At 61.6% G+C, this 19,648-nt stretch carries 20 protein-coding genes and 4 tRNA genes; 3 read left to right on the top strand and 21 right to left on the bottom strand.

Annotated elements, in window-relative coordinates; genetic code table 11:
• Window positions 1-84: 84 nt before the first annotated feature.
• The 7 genes from pgfA to rplJ form a co-directional block, all read right to left on the bottom strand.
• Window positions 85-1,038, bottom strand: coding sequence for a cell envelope lipid trafficking protein PgfA (gene pgfA, locus CATRI_RS01880; protein ID WP_290219187.1), 954 nt, complete (start codon window positions 1,036-1,038; stop codon window positions 85-87).
• Between the two features lie 403 nt (window positions 1,039-1,441).
• Entirely contained in the window at window positions 1,442-1,843 is a 402-nt protein-coding gene (locus CATRI_RS01875; protein ID WP_290219184.1) for a hypothetical protein, read from the bottom strand.
• Between the two features lie 622 nt (window positions 1,844-2,465).
• On the bottom strand, window positions 2,466-2,837 hold the full coding sequence (locus CATRI_RS01870) for a hypothetical protein (RefSeq protein WP_290219181.1): 372 nt from the start codon (window positions 2,835-2,837) through the stop codon (window positions 2,466-2,468).
• Between the two features lie 85 nt (window positions 2,838-2,922).
• The gene (locus tag CATRI_RS01865) at window positions 2,923-3,177 is read right to left on the bottom strand and encodes a hypothetical protein (RefSeq protein ID WP_290219179.1); all 255 of its coding nucleotides are present in this window, start codon (window positions 3,175-3,177) and stop codon (window positions 2,923-2,925) included.
• A 154-nt stretch (window positions 3,178-3,331) separates the two neighbouring features.
• A complete protein-coding gene (locus CATRI_RS01860; protein WP_290219177.1) occupies window positions 3,332-3,520 on the bottom strand; it encodes a hypothetical protein in 189 nt (62 codons plus the stop codon).
• A 267-nt stretch (window positions 3,521-3,787) separates the two neighbouring features.
• A complete protein-coding gene (gene rplL / locus CATRI_RS01855) occupies window positions 3,788-4,174 on the bottom strand; it encodes a 50S ribosomal protein L7/L12 (RefSeq protein ID WP_290219173.1) in 387 nt (128 codons plus the stop codon).
• A gap of 75 nt (window positions 4,175-4,249) precedes the next feature.
• A complete protein-coding gene (rplJ, locus tag CATRI_RS01850; RefSeq protein WP_047252290.1) occupies window positions 4,250-4,765 on the bottom strand; it encodes a 50S ribosomal protein L10 in 516 nt (171 codons plus the stop codon).
• A 395-nt stretch (window positions 4,766-5,160) separates the two neighbouring features.
• On the opposite strand from rplJ, the gene CATRI_RS01845 reads away from it, so the two are divergent.
• The gene (locus CATRI_RS01845; RefSeq protein ID WP_290219170.1) at window positions 5,161-6,807 is read left to right on the top strand and encodes an alpha,alpha-phosphotrehalase; all 1,647 of its coding nucleotides are present in this window, start codon (window positions 5,161-5,163) and stop codon (window positions 6,805-6,807) included.
• Complete coding sequence (locus tag CATRI_RS01840; protein ID WP_290219168.1) at window positions 6,804-8,822, top strand: PTS sugar transporter subunit IIABC; 2,019 nt, start codon at window positions 6,804-6,806, stop codon at window positions 8,820-8,822. The genes CATRI_RS01845 and CATRI_RS01840 overlap by 4 nt, the downstream gene beginning before the upstream one ends.
• Window positions 8,823-8,876: 54 nt before the next feature.
• Here CATRI_RS01840 and CATRI_RS01835 read toward each other — a convergent pair whose 3' ends face one another.
• The 11 genes from CATRI_RS01835 to CATRI_RS01785 form a co-directional block, all read right to left on the bottom strand.
• Window positions 8,877-10,091, bottom strand: coding sequence for an RtcB family protein (locus CATRI_RS01835; protein ID WP_290219165.1), 1,215 nt, complete (start codon window positions 10,089-10,091; stop codon window positions 8,877-8,879).
• A 369-nt stretch (window positions 10,092-10,460) separates the two neighbouring features.
• Window positions 10,461-11,171: a 50S ribosomal protein L1 gene (rplA, locus tag CATRI_RS01830; protein ID WP_290219163.1), complete on the bottom strand. Its 711-nt coding sequence runs from the start codon at window positions 11,169-11,171 to the stop codon at window positions 10,461-10,463.
• Window positions 11,172-11,248: 77 nt separating this feature from the next.
• Window positions 11,249-11,683 (bottom strand): 50S ribosomal protein L11, encoded by a 435-nt coding sequence (gene rplK / locus CATRI_RS01825; RefSeq protein ID WP_290219160.1) that lies wholly within the window; start codon window positions 11,681-11,683, stop codon window positions 11,249-11,251.
• Between the two features lie 206 nt (window positions 11,684-11,889).
• On the bottom strand, window positions 11,890-12,696 hold the full coding sequence (nusG, locus tag CATRI_RS01820; protein ID WP_435384177.1) for a transcription termination/antitermination protein NusG: 807 nt from the start codon (window positions 12,694-12,696) through the stop codon (window positions 11,890-11,892).
• Window positions 12,697-12,804: 108 nt separating this feature from the next.
• On the bottom strand, window positions 12,805-13,143 hold the full coding sequence (gene secE / locus CATRI_RS01815; RefSeq protein WP_290219158.1) for a preprotein translocase subunit SecE: 339 nt from the start codon (window positions 13,141-13,143) through the stop codon (window positions 12,805-12,807).
• 136 nt (window positions 13,144-13,279) lie between these two features.
• A tRNA-Trp gene (locus tag CATRI_RS01810) sits at window positions 13,280-13,352 on the bottom strand.
• A gap of 79 nt (window positions 13,353-13,431) precedes the next feature.
• Window positions 13,432-13,506, bottom strand: a tRNA-Met gene (locus CATRI_RS01805).
• 60 nt (window positions 13,507-13,566) lie between these two features.
• Window positions 13,567-13,639: transfer RNA gene (locus CATRI_RS01800), tRNA-Thr, on the bottom strand.
• 143 nt (window positions 13,640-13,782) lie between these two features.
• On the bottom strand, window positions 13,783-14,184 hold the full coding sequence (locus CATRI_RS01795; RefSeq protein ID WP_290219156.1) for a VOC family protein: 402 nt from the start codon (window positions 14,182-14,184) through the stop codon (window positions 13,783-13,785).
• A gap of 472 nt (window positions 14,185-14,656) precedes the next feature.
• A tRNA-Tyr gene (locus CATRI_RS01790) sits at window positions 14,657-14,741 on the bottom strand.
• 83 nt (window positions 14,742-14,824) lie between these two features.
• Window positions 14,825-15,841 carry a polyprenyl synthetase family protein gene (locus tag CATRI_RS01785; RefSeq protein WP_290219154.1) on the bottom strand — a complete coding sequence of 339 codons (1,017 nt, stop codon included), beginning with the start codon at window positions 15,839-15,841 and terminating at the stop codon, window positions 14,825-14,827.
• A gap of 104 nt (window positions 15,842-15,945) precedes the next feature.
• Here CATRI_RS01785 and CATRI_RS01780 point away from each other — a divergent pair, with 104 nt between their 5' ends.
• A complete protein-coding gene (locus tag CATRI_RS01780) occupies window positions 15,946-17,211 on the top strand; it encodes a geranylgeranyl reductase family protein (protein ID WP_435384176.1) in 1,266 nt (421 codons plus the stop codon).
• A gap of 32 nt (window positions 17,212-17,243) precedes the next feature.
• On the opposite strand, the gene CATRI_RS01775 is transcribed toward CATRI_RS01780, so the two are convergent.
• From CATRI_RS01775 to CATRI_RS01765, 3 genes are read right to left on the bottom strand one after another with little or no spacing between them, the layout of a single operon-like run.
• A complete protein-coding gene (locus CATRI_RS01775; RefSeq protein ID WP_290219150.1) occupies window positions 17,244-17,945 on the bottom strand; it encodes a demethylmenaquinone methyltransferase in 702 nt (233 codons plus the stop codon).
• A gap of 26 nt (window positions 17,946-17,971) precedes the next feature.
• Complete coding sequence (locus CATRI_RS01770; protein ID WP_290219147.1) at window positions 17,972-19,171, bottom strand: glycosyltransferase family 4 protein; 1,200 nt, start codon at window positions 19,169-19,171, stop codon at window positions 17,972-17,974.
• 56 nt (window positions 19,172-19,227) lie between these two features.
• Window positions 19,228-19,617, bottom strand: coding sequence for a DUF3592 domain-containing protein (locus CATRI_RS01765; RefSeq protein ID WP_290220906.1), 390 nt, complete (start codon window positions 19,615-19,617; stop codon window positions 19,228-19,230).
• Window positions 19,618-19,648 lie beyond the last annotated feature (31 nt).

The following is a 19,648-nucleotide window of genomic DNA, read 5'->3' as shown; positions in this document are numbered from 1 at the left end:
TAAAGCGCTAATTTTCAGCCGTGTCGTGAGGGCTATCGGAAGAATTCAGCGGGGACTCTAGCAGAGCCCGGCCATCAACACGATTTACGCGCGGGCGCGTCGCGCCCGGAAGGCCCCCAACAAACCGGCGAGCACTAGGATGGCGCCGACCGCCACGACCCCCCAACGCACAGCCGCGGCGACGCCACGGTCTTTTACCTTTGCCGCCTCGGCGAGGTGATCGTCGATCTGCGCCTGGGACATGGAGCCGTCGAAAAGCAGCACCTGCTGGCGCTTCTCTCCATCGGCGGTTCCGTAATAATCATCGACATCTTCCCGGATTTCCACGACCAACCCGGAGACCTTATCCACCAAGAAGTCCCGCGTGACCGAATGGAAGAGGAAGCCGCGCGGATCCCCCTCCTCTCCCTCGAAAGTGGTCGTGTTCAACGGCGACGCGAACGACTGGGCCACCATCTCCCGCTCAATATCCTGGCGATAGCGGTAGACCGTCCGCCCATTCATCTCCAGCTCCTCGGCGAAAGCTGCCGGACGGGTCGCGCGAAGGGTGGGATCGAAAACTTCATAGGTCGTCTGCTTGGCCTGGGAGGGGAACTTCAGCCAGTAGCCATCAATCGTGACCTCACTGACCGGGCTCGCCAGCTGATCACTGAGCACCGCCGGGCCCTCCACCGCGCCGGTGAGACGATCAACGCTCAACGTCCACACCTCCGCACTGATCAACCGATCAAGATCACCCTGCTGGCTATCCCGCATGAGCGTCTCCCCCACCCGAAGCGACGCCATATTCTCATCAGAAGGATTCTGAATATCCATGTGCAACTGACGAGTCACCGGCGCATCCACCACCCGACCTTCCGGATCAGCCACCAACCTCGACTCCGCCGACGCATCAGTCAACGTCCACGTACTCCCACCCGAGTTCAACGACATCCGAGCATCCAGGTGAACAAACCGCGGCGCAATCAACCCAGCCACGACGAGGGCAACTCCCAAGCCGAACAGCAGGACCGAGACAAGACGCGATTTTCCAAGCATGCCCGTTAGGTTACCTGGCAGTCCACGGCTAGCGAGCACTCTCCGTGTTGATCGTGTTGATATGGAGGCTTTAGAAGCCGACGTGACGGTGGCGTCACCATTGCGGGTGGTTACGGAGACGATGTGATTGCTGAAATCCGACGTTGCAACACTGATGTCAATTGGATACTCCGCGCTGAGCAGACGCAGGTGCACTTCTCCATCGTCCCCATCAACAGAGACCTGATTGAGGAATTCGCAGAACACCAGGTCGACACTCCGTGAGCTGCCTGTCTTGACTCTCTTAGCTTAAGCCGTCGGACCATACGTGCGAGAACTTCTTCGTGGCCCAGGCGCACGTGGACCTGGCCTAGGTCAAAGCTTCTTCGCTAGCTCTAAAGGGACGAAATTAAGCATCAACGACTTAGCCAGAAACTACCGAAAGCGCAATCAGCCGCCGCAATATAAATGAAAAACCTGCTATCACCACTCCGGTTGAACAAATGGGAATCAGTAGTCCGAGCAAGTAGGAGCCATCCATGAACGACAAGGTGTAAAAGAAGACCGAAAAGCCCACACATATGTATGCCAAGTCGAACCAAAATACCTTAATTGGCACCAACAGGAGCGGCAGTCCCATGATAGGCCCAGTCATCCCACCCGCTATTAGAAACATTCCAACGCGACCCACGCCTGGCACACCTTCGGCCCCGAAGATGTACATCGCCACCCCGATCAGAAACGCACAAAGCTCAGGAAGTGGAAGATTTAGGCCGAATATTATTGAAATAGGATCGGATGGACCTACTCCATTTTTATCAACCATCGCTAACTCCAATTCGACTAGATACTATTTCGGCCGACCTGATTGGGCTATTCCGGGAGAAGCTTCCCCACCCTTTGTGGCGAACAGAAAGACGAATAGAAAACTGTGGAGGCTTGACATGTTCCGAACATGGAATTGTACGGAGCTACATCGAGGATGCTGTAGTACTTTTCAGGTTGATAGTACCTGACGCAGATCAATTTGGTGCGCCCCTGGCCGAGCCTTGAGGCCGAGGGCTTCGAGTACACCACGCACATCACCAGGTACAGACGCCCCAGCATGATCACCCAGACCACCGCCATCGTCATAATCACTACCGTCAGATGCTCGCGACAGGAGTCCTGCTTGCGGTGGTAGATCGCGATACCTTTTGGGTTTGACCGGCACTGGTTCGCCGAGCCTTACTGACCCGCTCCCGGATGCCGGCATGGGCAGCTAGGGCCGCGGGTATGTTGTCCCAGAACTCGTTGGTGGCGTCTTAGACCGGCTATCGCACCTCTGAAGATAATTACCCTTAACTCGCGACTGGGCTGTTGGCTGTCTATCCGATGTCCAATCCCCTACGAGGCCGAGGGCTTGGCAGACCTCTTCCAAACCAGGTTCTTCACATAACGGTCCATCATCACCGCCAGCTCGGCGAAAACAAACGCCAACCCAAGGGGAATGAGAAGTGGCGTGAGGATGCCATCGGCACGGTGACAACATAGTAGATGCCCACAGCAGCCGTGACAGCACCAATAATTGCCAGGCTCACTAAAAGCCAGGTCGGAGCCCAAAAAGTCACGATGCTCAGCACGCCAGCTATTCCGAATAACAGCGAGGCGATCATTGCTAGTGCCAGCATGTCCTCATCGACGAATCCAAAGTAGCGAGACAACGCCAACAAAATACAGAAGATCCAAAGCGTAAAAAATACAATGGCAGGAAAATTCAGCCCTCGCCCCACATTGGAGCTCATTCCCTGTGGCTCAACGGGATGTCTAGCTTCGTCCATGGCAAGTTCTCATTTCAGTCAAAGAGCAAGTTGCGGCATTCTATCCCAACACAGGGCTTCCTCGGGCCTTTCTGACCAGCAGATGTCACCTAGACCAGGCACGAAGACAGCGGTCTAACATCACAGCCAGCTCGGCTATAACAACTCCCACCCCTAGCGGGATGAGAGCTGGCGTGAGGATGCCCTCGGGCGCCTCAATGCGATAGTAGATTCCGACAGCGGCAGTAATCGCTCCGACGAATATCAGCCCCACCAAAAGCCAGGTCGGAGCCCTGAACGTCAGGACGCTGACGACGGTGGCAACCCCGAAGAGCGCAAGAAGAATGATCGCCAATGCCAAGGTGTCATCATTGATGAGTCCGAAGGTGTAGGTCCATGCCAACACAACTGAAGCAAACCAGAGTGTGAGAAATACTCGAGCAGGAATATTCCTGCGCCCACCCGCAAGAGGATCCCCTGTCAATTGTCCACCGAACTGCTTAGCTCCGCGCAAGTTAACGGGCTTCCGCCCGGCGACCAACCATGTACACGAGCCAGGCGACGACGAAGCCGACGATGAGGAAGCCAACAAATGAGGGCCAACTGTCGTGGCGCAGGCCAAGGAAGATGCCGTTGGCCAATCCGAGGAAGAATATGACTAGGGCTTTGATGAGCGGTCCGTTTGATGTCTGTTTGTCGGCCATGGTGGGTTCCTCTGGCGGTTACGCTGTCGATGTGGGGTGTGAGTCTTTGCACCATCGTGGCACAGAATCACCACTGATCGCGACGCCCCCCTCGCGACTTTTAGGTTGCCCAAGAAATCCGACCTGGGCTTTCACCGCCGCCGCAGCCCCGAAACAGGGTTCCGGTCGGGATCAGGGGGTCGGGATCACATGGCGGAGAAGCAGGCAACGCAAAACCCCCGTGCGCTGCTGTGAAGCAGTGCACGGGGGCGTCGAAAAGCAAGGGAATTACTTGAGGGTGACCTTTGCGCCAGCCTCTTCCAGCTTTGCCTTGGCAGCTTCAGCGTCTTCCTTGGAAGCGCCCTCGAGGACAGCCTTCGGTGCGCCCTCGACGAGCTCCTTAGCTTCCTTCAGGCCCAGGCCGGAGACGAGCTCGCGGACAGCCTTGATGACGCCGATCTTCTTGGCGCCGGCATCCTCGAGGATGACGTCGAACTCGGACTGCTCTTCAGCAGCGGCAGCCTCGCCGCCAGCGGCACCTGCAGCAGCAACGGCGACCGGTGCAGCAGCGGTAACCTCGAAGACCTCTTCGAATTCCTTGACGAACTCGGAGAGCTCGATCAGGGTCATCTCCTTGAAAGCCTCAATGAGCTCGTCCTTGGTGAGCTTAGCCATGATGGCCATCCTTTCTGTGAACCCTTCCGGGTCCGATAAAAATTGTGGGGTTGTGGGTGCGCAGGAACCTGCGACTTAAGCTTCCTTCTTCTCTGCGAGCGCAGCGCCGAGGCGTGCGACCTGAGAAGCGGGAGCGTTGAACAGGCCTGCGGCCTTTGCCAGGTTGCCCTTCATGGCACCAGCCAGCTTCGCGAGAGTGGTCTCCCGGTTGTCCAGCTCGGCGATGGCCTTCACCTGGTCGGCAGACAGTGCGTTGCCGTCCATGTAGCCACCCTTGACGATGAACGCCTTGTTCTCATCGGCGAACTTCTTCATCACCTTTGCGGCGTCGACTGCCTCGCCCTTGATGAAGGCAACGGCGGTCGGGCCGGTGAGTTGATCGTCAAGACCCTCGATGCCCTTTTCCTGGGCAGCGAGCTTGATCAGGGTGTTCTTGGCGACGGAGTACTGGACGTCGAAGCCGAGAGCGCCGCGCAGCTCAGAGATCTGCGCAACGGTCAGGCCACGGTACTCGGTGAGGACCACAGAGGATGCCTCGTCGAACTTAGCCTTGAGCTCTGCGAGCTCGGCCTGGTTCTTAGCGTTTGCCATTACTTCGCCTCCTTCCAATTACGTGTCGTGTTGATCCGCCGGAGCTTCATCCCTGGGCTAACCATGGAAAAAGCCCCGTGCAAGAGCACAGGGCGCGTCTTCCCCGCGAGGAGGTAAGAGGCTCGAAAGTGTCTCCTGCGTAGGCCGTCCCAGTCGCCTGGGCTCCTTCGATCCTTTCGGATGACCGACGGTCTTCGGTGAAACTTGAGCTCGGCTTTTCAGGGCCGTTCAAACTTCGGTGGTTGACATTAGTGGACCGCCCGGGGTTTAACAAATCGCCCTGCGGTGCCTGACACGTTTCGGGGGATTGTGCATATTTGCCCTTACATTGCGGTGGCAATGTTATTACGGTGAGAGGGAAGGCTTGTCGGATCTGAAAGGGTTTCCCCTGCGCTATGTCATTTCGTAACAAAGTGGTCTACCAGATTTATCCGAAGTCCTTTCAGGACTCGGACGGCGATGGGGTCGGTGACCTGCGCGGATTGATCCAGCGCGTCCCTTACATCGCTGAGCTTGGCCCGGACATGGTCTGGTTCAACCCCTTCTTCGTCTCGCCGCAGCGCGACAATGGCTACGACGTCGCCGACTACCGGGCGATTGACCCCAGCATGGGGACGATGGAGGACTTGCAGGAGCTTATTAGCGCCCTGGCAGCCCACAACATCGGCGTCATGTTCGACATGGTGTTCAACCACTCCTCCACCGAGCACGAGTGGTTCCAGCGCGCCCTAGCGGGCGAGCAGAAATACCGCGATTACTACATCATTCGCCCGCCCGGGCTCGATGGTGGCCTGCCCAACAATTGGGAGTCGAAGTTCGGTGGTGATGCCTGGGCCCCGTTCGGCGATACCGGCGACTACTACCTGCACCTTTTCGATGTCACCCAGGCTGATTTGAACTGGCGCAACCCGGATGTGCGGAAGGAAATGGCGGACATCGTCAATTTCTGGACGGATAGGGGTGTCACGGGCTTCCGCTTCGACGTGATCAATCTCATTTCCAAGGACGAGGACATGGGTTCCTCCCCCGCGGGCGTTGATCCCCGCGTCATGTACACCGATGGCGAGCATGTCGACGAATGGCTCCACGAACTCAACGAGGCCTCCTTCGGCGCGATCCCGGAGCACATCACCGTCGGCGAGATGTCATCGACGACCATCGACCGCTGCGTGTCTTACTCGCGCCCCGATAACCGCGAGCTCGACATGGTCTTCAGCTTCCACCACCTCAAGGTGGATTACCCCGAGGGCCAGAAGTGGGCGCTGGCTCCCTTCGAGCCGATGGCCTTGGCCCACAAGCTCAACGAATGGGCCGAAGGGATGCAGGAGGGCGGCGGCTGGAACGCGCTGTTCCTCAATAATCACGATCAGCCCCGCGCCCTCGACCGCTTCGGCGACGCCCACACGTGGCGCGTCGAATCCGCCACCATGCTGGCCACGATGATCAACCTCCTGCGCGGCACGCCCTTCATCTACATGGGCGAAGAGATCGGCATGACCGATCCCGAGTACGCCGGCATCGGGTCCTACGTCGACGTTGAGGCCCGCAATGCGTTCAGCTTGCTTGTCGACGCCGGCGCCACCTCCGACGATGCCTTCGCCATCGTCGCCGCCCGGGCGCGCGACAACTCGCGCACCCCCATGCAGTGGGACAACTCCCCCGGTGCTGGTTTTACCACCGGCACCCCCTGGCTCATGCCCACCAACCAGGACCGCATCAACGTGCGCGACGAGCTCGCCGAGGGCCGCATTTTCCGCCATTACCAAGAACTTTTCCGCCTCCGGCGCGAGATTCCCGATATCGCCGACGGCTCCTACCAGGCTTGGAATCTGGACCACGATCACGTCTACGCCTACTTGCGCGATTCCGTGTTTGTGGCCTGCAACCTTACCCAGGAGCCGACGAGCATCGAGCTACCCGCAGATTTCCTTCATTCCCGCATCCTCATCGACAACTACCCCGGAGATCTATCGACTACCGACTCCCTGACCCTCAATCTACTGCCCTACCAGGCTCTGGCCTTGATTAAAGGAGAATCATGAGCGAGACAGTTTCAGTTCTGTCCCCCATTAAGGGAACAATCATTCCCATTGACGATGTCCCTGATCCCGTCTTCGCTAAGAAGACCATGGGTGAGGGCTTCGGCATCCAAGACACCCCCGGAGGGGACGTCGTCGCTCCCGTAAGCGGAACAGTCGTCATGGTGGCCAAGACCGGCCACGCCATTGGCATCAAGACTGCCGACGGCATGCAGTTCCTCGTCCACCTCGGCATCGACACCGTTGAGTTGGAGGGCCGTCCCTTCACGATCAGCGTGGCCAAGGGCGATGAGGTCACCGCCGGTGACAAGGTCGCCACCATGGACGTTGACACCATCCTTGAGGCTGGCAAGTCCACGACCACCGTCGTCATCATCACCAACACGAAGAAGAAGCTCGACCACCTCGATGTGACCACCGGCCCCGCCGACCTGGGCACCGAAGTGGCGCAGGCCTTCCCGCTCGTGGCGGACGCCGCCGCTCCGGCGGCGACGGACGTGGCAACGCAGGGCACCGCGGACGTCGATACGCAACGACCCGCCAACCTCACCGGATTCGACGCCACCGCCTGGGACATCATCGACGGGATCGGCGGAGCCGAGAACGTCCGCAGCGTGACGCACTGCATCACCCGCGTCCGCTTCTACCTCAAGGACGAATCCAAGGCCGACGACGCCCACGTGGCGGACCTCGACGGCGTCATCGACGTGGTCAAGGCCGGCGGCCAGTACCAGGTGGTCATCGGACCCGACGTCGAAGATGTCTACAACGCCATCACCGCGCAGATCGGCGGCGGCGACGCCCCCATCGACGACGGCGGCGAGGAACGGGAAAAGCCCACCACCGCCATCGGCTGGGTGAAGTACGGATTCTCCGAGCTCATCGGCGTAATCACCGGCTCGATGATCCCGATCATCGGCCTGCTGGCCGCCTCCGGCATCATCAAGGGCATCCTGTCCCTGCTGCTCACCTTCGACGTCATCACCAACACGTCGAACACGTTCCAGATCATCAACGCGATGAGCGACGCGGTGTTCTTCTTCCTCCCGATCTTCGTCGGCTTCACCGCCGCCCGCAGACTCGGGGCCGATCCCATCATCGTCTCCATCATCGGTGGCGTGCTCTGTTACCCCGCGCTCGTCGAGATGGCCTCCGTCGAGGGCGAAAACTCCGTCCTCGGCATGTCGCTCAACTCGGACTTCTTCGGCATCCCGCTGCACATGGCCAGCTACACCTACTCGATCTTCCCGATCATCGTCGCCGCCTGGCTGGCCAGCATCGTCGAACCGTGGCTGCGCAAGGTCATCCCGAACACCGTGCGCATGATCTTCCTGCCGCTCGCCGAGGTCATCATCGTCTCCCTGGCCATCATCTTGGTGCTGGGCCCAATCGTCATGTTCGTCTCCACGGGCATCGCCAGCCTCATCCAGGGGCTGTACGACCTCTCCCCGACCATCTCGGGCACCTTCATCGGCGGCTTCTACCAGTCGCTGGTCATCTTCGGTCTCCACTGGGCCGTCATCCCGCTGGTCGCCCAGGACATCGCCTCCCAGGGCAACTCCTACCTCAACGCCATCATCTCCGCGACGATGGTCGCCCAGGGTGGCGCGGTCCTCGCCGTGTTCCTCAAGACCAAGCTGGACAAGATCAAGGCCATCTCCGGCCCGGCCGCCATCTCCGCATTCTGTGGTGTCACCGAGCCCGCCATGTACGGTGTCAACCTCAAGTACGGCCGCGTGTTCATCATGGCCTCCATCGGCGGTGCCTGCGGTGGTCTGCTCACCGGCCTGTTCAACGTGAACATGTGGGGCTTCACCGGCTCGCTCATCGGGTTCACGTCCTTCGTTAACCCCGACGGCCTGGACTTCAGCTTCTGGGGCTTCCTCATCGCCTCGAGCGTGGCACTGGGTGTGTCCTTCGTCCTCACCTGGTTCTTCGGCTTCAAGGATTCCGACGTCGAGGCCGTCCGCGAGGTGAAGAAGGTCCGCCTCGGACGCCGCGACCCCGTGGCCAAGTAACAGTAATCTGCCTCCAGGGCCGGCTCCGCGGAGCCGGCCCTTCGGCGATTCTTTTTACGTCCCCTTGACGTTGAGCACCTGGCGCAGCCGGTGCCGCACCGTCACCAGGGGCTCGGCATCCACCATGACCTGGTCGATGTCCTTGTAGGCATCGGGGATCTCATCCACCCAGGCATTACCCGGGCGGTAGACGATGCCGGTCATCCGCTCCGCCAAGTCCTCGGCGGTGTACGCGGCTCGCGCCTGCGTCCGGGACAGCCGACGCCCCGCTCCGTGCGGCGCGCTGGCCAGGGATGGCGGGTAGCCCCGACCGTCCACGACGTAGGAGGCGGTGCCCATCGATCCGGGGATCAACGCAGAGTCCCCTTCCGCGGCTCGGACCGCACCCTTGCGGGTCACCCACACGTTGTGGCCGTAGTGGTCCTCCTTGACGGTGTAGTTGTGGTGGCAGTTGATGCGTTCCTGCTCCACCACCTCTGCGCCGAGGAAATCGGCCAGCGCCGCGCGGAAGCGATCCATCATCTCTTCCCGGTTGAGCCACGCGAAGCGCTGCGCCCACGCCAGGTCCGCCAGGTAGGAATCGAACTCGGGGGTCCCGGCTACGAGGTAGGCCAGGTCCGCGTTCGGCAGGCGGATCCAGTGCTTAGCGCAGTGCTCCTGAGCGGCCCGGATGTGCTGCTGCGCGATCTTGTTGCCTACGCCTCGAGAGCCGGAATGCAGGAACATCCACACGGTGTCTTCCTCGTCGAGGCAGAGCTCGATGAAGTGGTTGCCGCCGCCCAGCGATCCGAGCTGCTGGCGCCACTTCGGGGAGTGCGCCAGGTCGACGCCCGTCGCCTCCGCCAAGGCGGACAGCTCCCGGGTACGCACGTCAGCGGTCGTGCCCGCCAGGGCCCAATCGTTGTAGTTGCCCGGGGACAGCGGGATCGTAGCCTCGATGGCGTCGCGGAGTTGGGTGAGATCCCGTCCCTCCAGATCGGCGGCGGTGAACGTCGTGCGGACGCCGATCATTCCGCAGCCGATGTCCACGCCGACCGCCGCCGGGATCACGGCGTCGATCGTGCCGAACACGGTGCCCACCGCGGAGCCCATTCCGACGTGCGCGTCGGGCATGAGAGCAACGTGCGGGTACACGAAGGGAAGAGAAGCCAGGGCCTTAGCCTGGTCGATGGTGCCCTGCTCGATCACCGTCGCGAAGATCTCTACCTTCGGACGACGGGTGTGCAGATTGCGCAGGGTCGGCGCCTTGGAGCGCCTTCGGGGAGACATAGTGCTCCTCCTTGTCATGTCTGAAAAATGGGACAGAGCGGACAAGGCGAGAGCCGTAAAAAAGGGCCACCGCGATACGAGGGTCCGCCCTGCATGGTCAGGGCCGGCGAACATCCTCGCTATCGGGGGCTAATAGAAGCCGCGGAGAACTCAATCACCGATAGGAGGGCTCGCCTGTTGAGACTGCAAAAAAATCATGCGGTCATATGACATAGCGGCTCCTCCTTCGGATTATTGGTCGTTGTTGTTCGGGCCTGAGGAAAGACCTTAAAGTAGCCAACGAGAGCCTGTCAAGGCTGGCAAGCAAAAAGAAAACCCCGTGGGTACCGCACAGCGGTACCCACGGGGTCGTCGATAAGCAGCAGGCGATTAGGCCTCGCCGGTCCAGTTCTTCTGCACCGACGGGTCAACCGGGATGCCCGGGCCGGAGGTGGAAGACAGGGTGATCTTCTTCATGTAGATACCCTTCGCGGAGGACGGCTTGATGCGCTGCAGCTCCTCGATGAGGGCGCCGTAGTTCTCAGCCAGAGCCTTCTCGTCGAAGGACGCCTTGCCGATGGCGGCGTGCAGGTTCGCAGCCTTATCCACGCGGAAGGAGATCTTACCGCCCTTAACCTCGGAGATTGCCTTGGCAACATCGTTGGTGACGGTACCGGTCTTCGGGTTCGGCATGAGGCCACGGGGGCCGAGGACGCGAGCCACGCGGCCAACCTTGGCCATCTGATCCGGGGTAGCGATGGCGACATCGAAGTTGATGTTGCCCTCGTTGATCTGCTCGATCAGCTCATCGGTGCCAACAACGTCAGCGCCAGCAGCCTCAGCCTCAGTGGCCTTCTCGCCAGCGGCGAAAACGGCAACGCGGACGGTCTTACCCGTGCCGTGCGGCAGGGAGACGGTGCCACGAACCAGCTGATCAGCCTTACGCGGGTCAACGCCGAGGCGGACAGCAACCTCAACGGAAGCGTCGTAGTTCTTGGAGGAGGTCTCCTTGACCAGCTTGGTGGCCTCGATCGGAGCGTAGAGACGACCCTTGTCGACCAGCTCAGCGGCGGCCTTGTACGCCTTAGACTTCTTGCTCATTGTGCAATTCCTGTTCTTTAAGGAGTTGGGTGGTCAACGGGCCGGAGCTGGCCCTGCCACGTGTTATGGGTGAGGGATTAACCCTCGACCTCGATGCCCATGGAACGGGCGGTGCCGGCAACGATCTTGGCAGCAGCCTCGATGTCACGAGCGTTGAGGTCTTCCTTCTTGGTCTCCGCGATCTCCTTGACCTGGGCCATGGTGACCTTGCCCACCTTCTGGGTGTGCGGAACGCCGGAGCCCTTCTGCAGGCCAGCGGCCTTGAGCAGCAGCTTGGCAGCAGGCGGGGTCTTCAGCTTGAATTCGAAGCTGCGGTCCTCGTAGACAGTGATCTCGACGGGGACGACGTTGCCGCGCTGGGACTCAGTGGCAGCGTTGTAAGCCTTGCAGAACTCCATGATGTTGACACCATGAGCACCGAGAGCCGGGCCGACCGGAGGAGCCGGGTTAGCAGCACCTGCATCGATCTGCAGCTTGATCAGGCCAGTGACCTTCTTCTTCTTGGGAGCCATCGAATTACCTTCTTCCGTGTTACCGGGTGACCGCCACGATGATGACAGTTCCCGTCCGGATGCCGAGCCCCGCTACCAGCATCAATCACACTGGGTCTTCACGTATCCCGGCCACCGGGGATGTTGAGTTAATGGGCGTGTAAAAACCTTGCGGCACACGCGGAGGACAATCCTACGGCACCCAAGGTCAGCACCCCAAATCCGGCTTAGTTAACCTTCTCGATCTGATCAGCGGTGAGCTCCACCGGAGTCTCCCGGCCGAAGATCGACACCAGCGCCTGGATCTTGCCAGTCGAATGATCAATCTCGGAGATGGTTGCCGACACCGACGCCAAGGCACCCGTCAGGATAGTGACGGCCTCGCCCACCTCGAAGTCGATGGAGTGCGCCGGCTTCGCCTGCTCCTCCGGCATCGCGATAACCATCTCGCCGTCCGCATTGGTCGCCGCGACCTCCCCTTCCAGGGTCGGCTCCTTCGGCATCAAGAACTTTGCGACGTCCCGGTGCTTCACCGGAGTCGCGTTCCCCTCGTTGCCCACGAAGCTGGTCACACCCGGGGTATCACGAACCACCGACCATGCGGCGTCATTGAGCTCCATGCGGACCAGAACGTAACCCGGCAGCAACTTGCGCTTGACGGTCTTGCGCTTGCCGTCCTTGATCTCCACGACCTGCTCGATCGGAACAACGACGTCGTAGATAAACTCCTCGACCTCCAGGGTCTGAGCGCGCATATCAAGGTTCGTCTTCACCTTGTTCTCATACCCCGAGTAGCACTGAATGATGTACCACTGGCCCGGCTGCTTCTTCAGCTCACGGGTGTACTCACGCAGACGCGTCTTGTACGCCGCCTCCGCGTCCTCTTCATCGGTATCGCCCAAAGCAGCAGCCGCTGCGGCCAGCGTGTCTTCCTCCTGCTGCGCGGCCACCTGCTCGGCCTCAGTCTGCTCCACCTCCGGCACGACCATCTCTTCGGTCTCAACTACGGCTTCAGTGGCGTTCTCGTCGCTCATTCAAATACTCCCAGGTTGAGGATGTCCCATTGCGGCCATCCTAACGAATAATCCCGCCTTACCCTGGCGGGTCCGGCGGGAAGAAAAGCTTGATGTGACTAACTGTACCTAAGGGGAGAGAATCTTCTCAACTCCGGCCCCCGCGAGGAAGTCCACGCCAGAGACCAACACCGTCACCACAATGAGGAAGGCAAACACCACCAACGTGTACGTCACCATCTGACGAGCAGTCGGCCAAATGACCTTCCGCACCTCCGACACGACCTCCGGGAGGAAAGACGTAACGCCGCCACCAGTCTTAGCGCCATCGTTCGAAGCTGGCTTGGCGGCGTTCTTCGCCTCAAAAGAAGAGGTGGTAGTCGTCCCTGCGCCGCTGCCAGCCAGCTGACGCTTGCCCGTCGGGCGGGCTGCCCCAGCGCCGGTCGGGTTCGACAGTTCTTCAGCCACAGCTCTCCTCAAAAAATGCTTACTGGTGTTACAGGTGTTTAGGACCTACCAGAGCCTACCAGAGACCCCGGAATCAGGAACAAGCAAAGAAGGGCTGGCACTGAGCATTACTCAGTGTCAGCCCTTCTTCCAAGTGCAGGGGCGACAGGACTCGAACCTGCAACCTACGGTTTTGGAGACCGTTGCTCTACCAATTGAACTACGCCCCTTGGTCGTCTGCCTTCACAGCAGCACGGTTGTGACCTTACCAGAACGCAAATTCCAGCGTGATCGTGGGAGTGACCTCCCTGGTAGCGATGGCGAGAATTGAACTCGCGACACAGCGATTATGAGTCGCTTGCTCTACCACTGAGCTACACCGCCAGATGGCCGTCGCTTCCACCCCTGGGCCACAGGCGGACAACCGCGGGATAAAAACAACAGAGCCCCCTGTCAGAATCGAACTGACGACCTTTTCCTTACCATGGAAACGCTCTGCCGACTGAGCTAAGGGGGCACAGCCTCTGTGGAATTATGGACTCGATTTCTCTTGCCCGCTCCGTTGAAGCCTCACAAAGGTTAACCCGACTGATAATAGTTACACAAATCGCCAGGTTAAGGTCAGTTTTCGCCACTTCAACTTAGCCTGCTTGAGAGCACTCAATCGGAGCCTTGAGCACCATAGTGCGCCACCTCGATGAGGTTGCCGTCCGGGTCCAGCGCATACAAGGACGTGATCGGCCCCACAGCGCCCGACCGCTGAATGGGGCCCTCGTGGACCTCAATTCCGGCCGCCTCCCACGCCGCCAGCGACTCCTCCACCGTCAGTTCTGTGACGAAGCAGATGTCCAGGGCACCGGGAGTATCCACCTTCGCCGTTCCCCATTCGGGCGCGCCCTGGGGCCGCAGGTTGATTTTCTGCTGGCCAAACACCAGAGCAGTCCGCCCCTCGCAGTACTGCTGCACCTGCATTCCCAGCGCCCGCTGGAACCAGGCGGCCGTCACGTCAACATCGGCGCAATTGAGAACCAGGTGATCAATCCTGCTGACGTTCATCTGCATGCCTCCACCCTACGTTTCCAGCCTGATCGCGACGCCCTCCTCGCGACTTTTAGCCGCTCCCAGAATTACGACCTGGGCTTTCGCTGCCGCCACGGCCCTGAAATGGTGTTCCGGTCGCGATCAGGGCGTCGCGATCAGGGCCAAGTAGCAAAATTTTCCTCGACACCACGCCTGCGCACAAGTGCGATATGACTTCGCCCATTAATCGAGTATCCGCTCTCCATCACTCGACTGACGCGTCAGCTCAAATCGCACTTGTGCACCCACCCACCTGGCCCGGCTGACACACGGCGAAGAGAAACCCAAAACCCGCACTTCCTAACAACTCCGGGGTCAATCGCCCCTCCAACTCCCCCGAGTTGTTAGGAAGTGCGGGTTTTCATCGACTCAGTGGGTATCCAACAGGGATGGCCTACCCGGCACGCAGCAGAAAACCCACCGACCGGATTTCTCCAGACGATGGGTTTTCTTGTGGTGCCAGGTAGAAGATTCGAACTTCTGTAGGCAATGCCGACGGATTTACAGTCCGCTCCCTTTGGCCGCTCGGGCAACCTGGCGCGCACCAGAAGGTGCGTTGAATACTCTACTATGCCGCACCACTACCGAGGCAAATCGGCAGCTCAGCCCATAAAACCGGGCACTATCCTACCCGGCGCATGGTGTAGGTGGTGAGCAGTTTTAAGGCTTCGGTTGCGCGCCCTTCGGGCAGGCGGGCTATCTGCGTCTCCGCTTCAACCAGGTAGCTTTGGACATCCGCCAGGGCCCGCGCACGCCCAGTGGATTGTTCTAACAGGGACAGCGCCAGGGCTACATCCTCATCCGTGGTCAGCGGCCCAACGAGCAGCGCGCGCAGTTGCTCCCCCACCGGAGTATCTTCGGCGAGCGCGTAGAGCACAGGGAGGGTGAACACGCCTTCACGCAGGTCGGTGCCGGGGGTCTTTCCGGATTCGGCGCGGTCGGAGAAGATATCGATGATGTCGTCGACGATCTGGAAGATCATGCCGATCGCACCGCCGAGCCTGGTCAGCGCGTCGACGTGTTCCTCAGACGCCCCGCCATGAACGGCCCCCAGATGCCCGGCTGAAGCGATGAGCACTCCGGTCTTTTCCTCGATGACCTTCATGTAGTGCTCGATCGGGTCACCGTCCTCGGCGCCGATGGTCTCCCGCATCTGCCCCGTGACCAGGTCTTGGAAGGTCTGCGCGAAGTGGGCAACGGTGGCCACGTCAAGCTCGCTCATGAGGCGGGAGGCGTGGGCGAAGAGAATGTCGCCGGCGAGGATGGCCACGGAATTCGTCCAGCGAGAGTTCGCCGATGGCACGCCGCGGCGCAGTTCGGCCTCATCCATCACGTCATCGTGATAGAGGGTGGCTAGGTGCACCAGTTCGAGGACGGTCGCGGCCTTCACCACATTCCTCGAGCCTGCTTCCGGGCCGTATTCGGAGGCCAGCAGCGCCATCATCGGCCGGAAGCGTTTGCCACCAGCCTTGGTCAGGTGCATCACCTTGTCGACGAGGAAATCTTCGCCCTTCGCCAGCTCGACGTCCAGCAGTTCTTCCACAGCCGCAAGGCCGAGGGAGATGCGCTGGTTGAGCTCGGCGTCACCCAGGTCCACGTGCCCGACGGTACGGGGCTGATGGGTAGTGCCGTGGGTCATTGTCGAGTGTCCTTGCGCGCGTGTCAGAGGGTTAGAAATAATCGCACTCAACCGTAGTCCAAAGTGGCCGCCCGCCATACTCCGGGGTGGGGCGACATGCCACAATGGGGTGCGTGATTGACTGTGACGTCCTTGTTGTCGGCGCGGGCCCGGCGGGCTCCGCAGCTGCGATTCACGCCGCGGAGGCTGGGCACGAGGTCGTGCTCATCGACTCCGCTTCGTTCCCCCGCGACAAAACCTGCGGCGATGGGCTCACCCCCCGCGCCATCCATCAGCTCTCCCGCCTCGGGCTATCCGAGCAGGTCACCGGCACCTATCGCAACAACGGCCTCAAGCTGCACGGCTTCGGCGGCTCCGTCACAGCACCGTGGCCTGAAGGCCACTACGGCACGGTTGGCTCGGCCATGCCTCGCCTGCTTTTCGACGCCCTCCTCGCCCGCACCGCCGTCGACCGCGGCGCCGACCTGTGGGAGGGTGCCACGGCGGTCGCCGCGCAACGCGCGGCCGACGGTGCGGTGGAGATGGTGACGGTGAGGCACGGGGGCGTCGATAAGCAGGTGCACCCACGGTGGATCATTGTCGCGGACGGGGTGCGCTCCACCTTCGGCAAACTGCTCGGCCGACAGTGGCACAAAGGCGAGGTCTACGGCATCGCGGCGCGCTCCTACTGCGACACCCCGCAATCGGCGGAACCGTGGATCCACTCCCACGTCGAACTCCGCGATGAAGCCGGCGTGGTCCAGCCCGGATACGGATGGATCTTCCCGCTTGGCGACGGCCGCGTCAACCTCGGCGCCGGCGCCCTCTCCACCGATGCGCGCCCCGCCAAAGTGAACACCAAAAAACTCCTCGCGCACTACGCCGCCCAACAGCGCGACGCTTGGCAACTCGGCCCCGAGCAATCCGTCGCCTCCGCGCTCCTGCCGCTCGGCGGGGCCGTGTCTAACGTCGCCGGACCCAACTGGATGTTCATCGGTGACGCCGCTGCCTGCGTCAACCCCCTCAACGGTGAAGGCATCGACTACGGCCTCGAAACCGCCGAACTCGCCGTCGACCTCCTCGGCCCCGAGCCGCTCACGCACGCCTGGCCCGACCTGCTTCGGGAGAACTACGGCGACGCCTTCCTCCTCGCCCGCACCGCCGCCCGCTTGCTGACGTACCCGCGGTTCCTCCCCCTCGTCGGCCCACTCGGCCTGCGCGGCCCCATTGGCGCGATGGTCATGCCGGCGGCGGCGCGCCTGATGGGCAACTTGGTCACCGACGAGGACCGTGACCTCATTGCCCGCGCCTGGCGCCTGGCTGGCTGGGGAGTGTCGAAGGCGCGGCGGGACTCCCCGCTGTGGTCGGGCAGCGAAAACGGCGTTCGCTAACAACTCCGCGCCCTCGCGACCGCCCGGGAGCCTTAAGTTGTTAGCGAATGCGGCTTTAGCGCCGAGTGCATCGCCACGATGCCGAGGCTCAGGTTCTGCCATCCCGCCTCCGACCAGCCGTTGGCATTGATGCGCCGGGCGAGTTCTTCCTGCCCCGGCCACTCCCGAATGGATTCCGCCAGGTAGATGTAGGCCTCCGGGTTAGAGGACACCGCGCGGGCAATCGGCGGGATGAGCCGCATGAGGTATTCCTTGTACACCGTGGAGAACACGGGGACCACCGGGGTGGAGAACTCGGCGATGGTGAGCCGGCCTCCCGGCTTGGTCACCCGCGACATCTCCCGCAGGGCGGCCTCATGATCCTGGATGTTGCGCAGGCCGTAGGAAATGGTGACGGCGTCGAAGGAGTTGTCCTCGAAGGGGAGATTCATGCCGTCGCCGACGACCTTGGGCACGTTCCGATCGCGCCCCGCGGCCAGCATCCCCTGGGAGAAATCGCAGGCCACGCACCATGCTCCGGATTTGGAGAGCTCGACGGTAGACACAGCGGTCCCCGCAGCCAAGTCAAGGACTCTCTCCCCCGGCTGCAGGTTGAGCCGTTCGCGGGTGCGGCGGCGCCAGCGGCGGTCCTGCCCGAAGGAGAGGACCGTGTTGGTCAGGTCGTACTTCTCACCGACGGCGTCGAACATGGACGCCACATCGAAGGGGTTTTTGTCTAGGTCTGCCTTAGCCACACTGTGAGTCTAGGCGAGAGCCTGCTTTAAGCCACTCGCGCGCCGAGTGCCTTCGCTGCCCAGAGGGGAAGTTCGGGGCGGGGGCCGAAGAAGGTGAGGGGGACGCGCTGGGATTCCTCGAGGACTTCTCCGTAGTAGCCCATGAGCTGGTCGCAGAGCGATTCCCAGGTCTTGGAGCGCACCGAGATTCGGGCGTTGAGCCGGAGTTGATCGTGGCGTTGCGGGTGAAGGAGCCACTCGGCGGCAGCGGGAAGGTCAGTGCTGAAGGTGTCGACGTCGAGAAGCAGGCCGTTGTAGCGCTCCTGGATGAGGTCGACGGGCCCGCCAGCGCGGGGGCCAATGGTGGGGACGCCGGAGGCTTGGGCTTCTTGGATGGCCTGGCAGAAGGTTTCAAATTCGCCGGTATGCACGAAAAGGTCGAGGGAGGCGTAGGCCTGGGCCAGCTCCTCTCCCCCGAGCGCGCCGGTGAAGATGGCGCCGGGCATAAGGGACTCCAGCTCGCCGCGGGAGGGGCCATCGCCGATGATGACCAGTTGGATGTCGCGACGGTTGGCCAGTGCTGCAAGACGGTGGACTCCCTTTTCCGAGGCGAGGCGCCCGACGAAGCCGACGATCTTCCGGCGCCCGCTGGGATCCCACTGACGGCGCAGCTGAGAGGACCTCTTCTGGGGATCGAAGCGCAAGGCGTCGACGCCGCGACCCCAGTGGCGGACATGCTGGATGCCGTGTTTGCGCAGATCAGCGATGGTGAGAGAGGAGGGCGCGAGGGTGCGCTGGCAGGTGTTGTGGATCGTGCGGGTCCAGTCCCAGGCGGCCGCAGCGAGGGGGCTCAGGTGGTACTTGGTGGCGAAGCCAGCGATGTCAGTTTGGTAGACGGCGACGGCGGGCACGCGGAGTTGGCGGGCGGCGAAGGCTCCGGCGGCCCCGAGGACGAAGGGGCTGGCCAGGTGGACAATGTCGGGGCGGAAGGCGCGGAGTTCGTCGGCGACGGTGGTGTTGGGGATGCCCACGGGGAGGGAATCGATGAGGGGGATGCGGACGGTGGGCACGCGGATGATCTCGAAGCCGAGGTACTCGCCGATCTCTTCCTGGAAGTCTCGGGCGCCCGGGGCGATGACCACCGCTTCGTGGCCTTCCCGGTGGAGGTGTTCCAAAACGCGGAGGACGGAATTGGTAACACCGTTGACGTTGGGCAGGAAGGACTCGGCAACTATCGCGACACGCATGCGGCTATCGTTCCTTCCTCAGGCAACGTCGTCTTGAGCGGAGCGTTGACACTTGGCTAACTTTTGGTGAACCGGGGTCGGGTGAAAAAGCTCACCGCCCACCACAATAGTCCGGCAATAAGTACAGAGACCACGGCCAAGCTGAGCGCGGGGATGATGGAGAGGGTCCAGCGGCGGCCCTCAACTTTGACGAGGTCGGGGTCGGCGGTGGAGTAGTTCACCCAGACTCGCTGCCCCTCCCCCAGGCCGGTTGGGTAGAGCAGCCCGGTCGGCGGCGAGTGGTAGATGCCCTCGCTGTCGCGGAAATCGACGGTCGTGCGGAAGGTGGACACGCCGGTCACGGTGGCTAGTGCTCGGCCGGGGTTGGCGTCGATGGCACGGTCGTCGAGCCAGGCCCCGGCCACGAGGCTGGTGCTTCCGAGGAGCGCGGCGATGAACAGCGCCATAACCAGTTGGCGCAGTCGGCGGCGAAGGGTC

The organism is Corynebacterium atrinae, assembly GCF_030408455.1.
Classification (GTDB): Bacteria; Actinomycetota; Actinomycetes; order Mycobacteriales; family Mycobacteriaceae; genus Corynebacterium; species Corynebacterium atrinae.
The sequence above is the reverse complement of the archived record's forward strand: the minus strand, read 5'-3'. Positions and strand labels throughout refer to the sequence as shown.

Coding starts and splice junctions, on each gene's coding strand:
- CATRI_RS01870 (WP_290219181.1), bottom strand. CDS start 2,837: ATGGACGAAGCTAGACATCCCGTTGAGCCACAGGGAATGAGCTCCAAT.
- CATRI_RS01765 (WP_290220906.1), bottom strand. CDS start 19,617: ATGGCGCTGTTCATCGCCGCGCTCCTCGGAAGCACCAGCCTCGTGGCC.
- pgfA (WP_290219187.1), bottom strand. CDS start 1,038: ATGCTTGGAAAATCGCGTCTTGTCTCGGTCCTGCTGTTCGGCTTGGGA.
- CATRI_RS01795 (WP_290219156.1), bottom strand. CDS start 14,184: ATGCAGATGAACGTCAGCAGGATTGATCACCTGGTTCTCAATTGCGCC.
- rplA (WP_290219163.1), bottom strand. CDS start 11,171: ATGAGCAAGAAGTCTAAGGCGTACAAGGCCGCCGCTGAGCTGGTCGAC.
- rplJ (WP_047252290.1), bottom strand. CDS start 4,765: ATGGCAAACGCTAAGAACCAGGCCGAGCTCGCAGAGCTCAAGGCTAAG.
- rplL (WP_290219173.1), bottom strand. CDS start 4,174: ATGGCTAAGCTCACCAAGGACGAGCTCATTGAGGCTTTCAAGGAGATG.
- CATRI_RS01780 (WP_435384176.1), top strand. CDS start 15,946: ATGGGGTGCGTGATTGACTGTGACGTCCTTGTTGTCGGCGCGGGCCCG.
- CATRI_RS01770 (WP_290219147.1), bottom strand. CDS start 19,171: ATGCGTGTCGCGATAGTTGCCGAGTCCTTCCTGCCCAACGTCAACGGT.
- CATRI_RS01840 (WP_290219168.1), top strand. CDS start 6,804: ATGAGCGAGACAGTTTCAGTTCTGTCCCCCATTAAGGGAACAATCATT.
- CATRI_RS01785 (WP_290219154.1), bottom strand. CDS start 15,841: ATGACCCACGGCACTACCCATCAGCCCCGTACCGTCGGGCACGTGGAC.
- rplK (WP_290219160.1), bottom strand. CDS start 11,683: ATGGCTCCCAAGAAGAAGAAGGTCACTGGCCTGATCAAGCTGCAGATC.
- CATRI_RS01845 (WP_290219170.1), top strand. CDS start 5,161: ATGTCATTTCGTAACAAAGTGGTCTACCAGATTTATCCGAAGTCCTTT.
- CATRI_RS01835 (WP_290219165.1), bottom strand. CDS start 10,091: ATGTCTCCCCGAAGGCGCTCCAAGGCGCCGACCCTGCGCAATCTGCAC.
- CATRI_RS01860 (WP_290219177.1), bottom strand. CDS start 3,520: ATGGCCGACAAACAGACATCAAACGGACCGCTCATCAAAGCCCTAGTC.
- CATRI_RS01875 (WP_290219184.1), bottom strand. CDS start 1,843: ATGGTTGATAAAAATGGAGTAGGTCCATCCGATCCTATTTCAATAATA.
- nusG (WP_435384177.1), bottom strand. CDS start 12,696: ATGAGCGACGAGAACGCCACTGAAGCCGTAGTTGAGACCGAAGAGATG.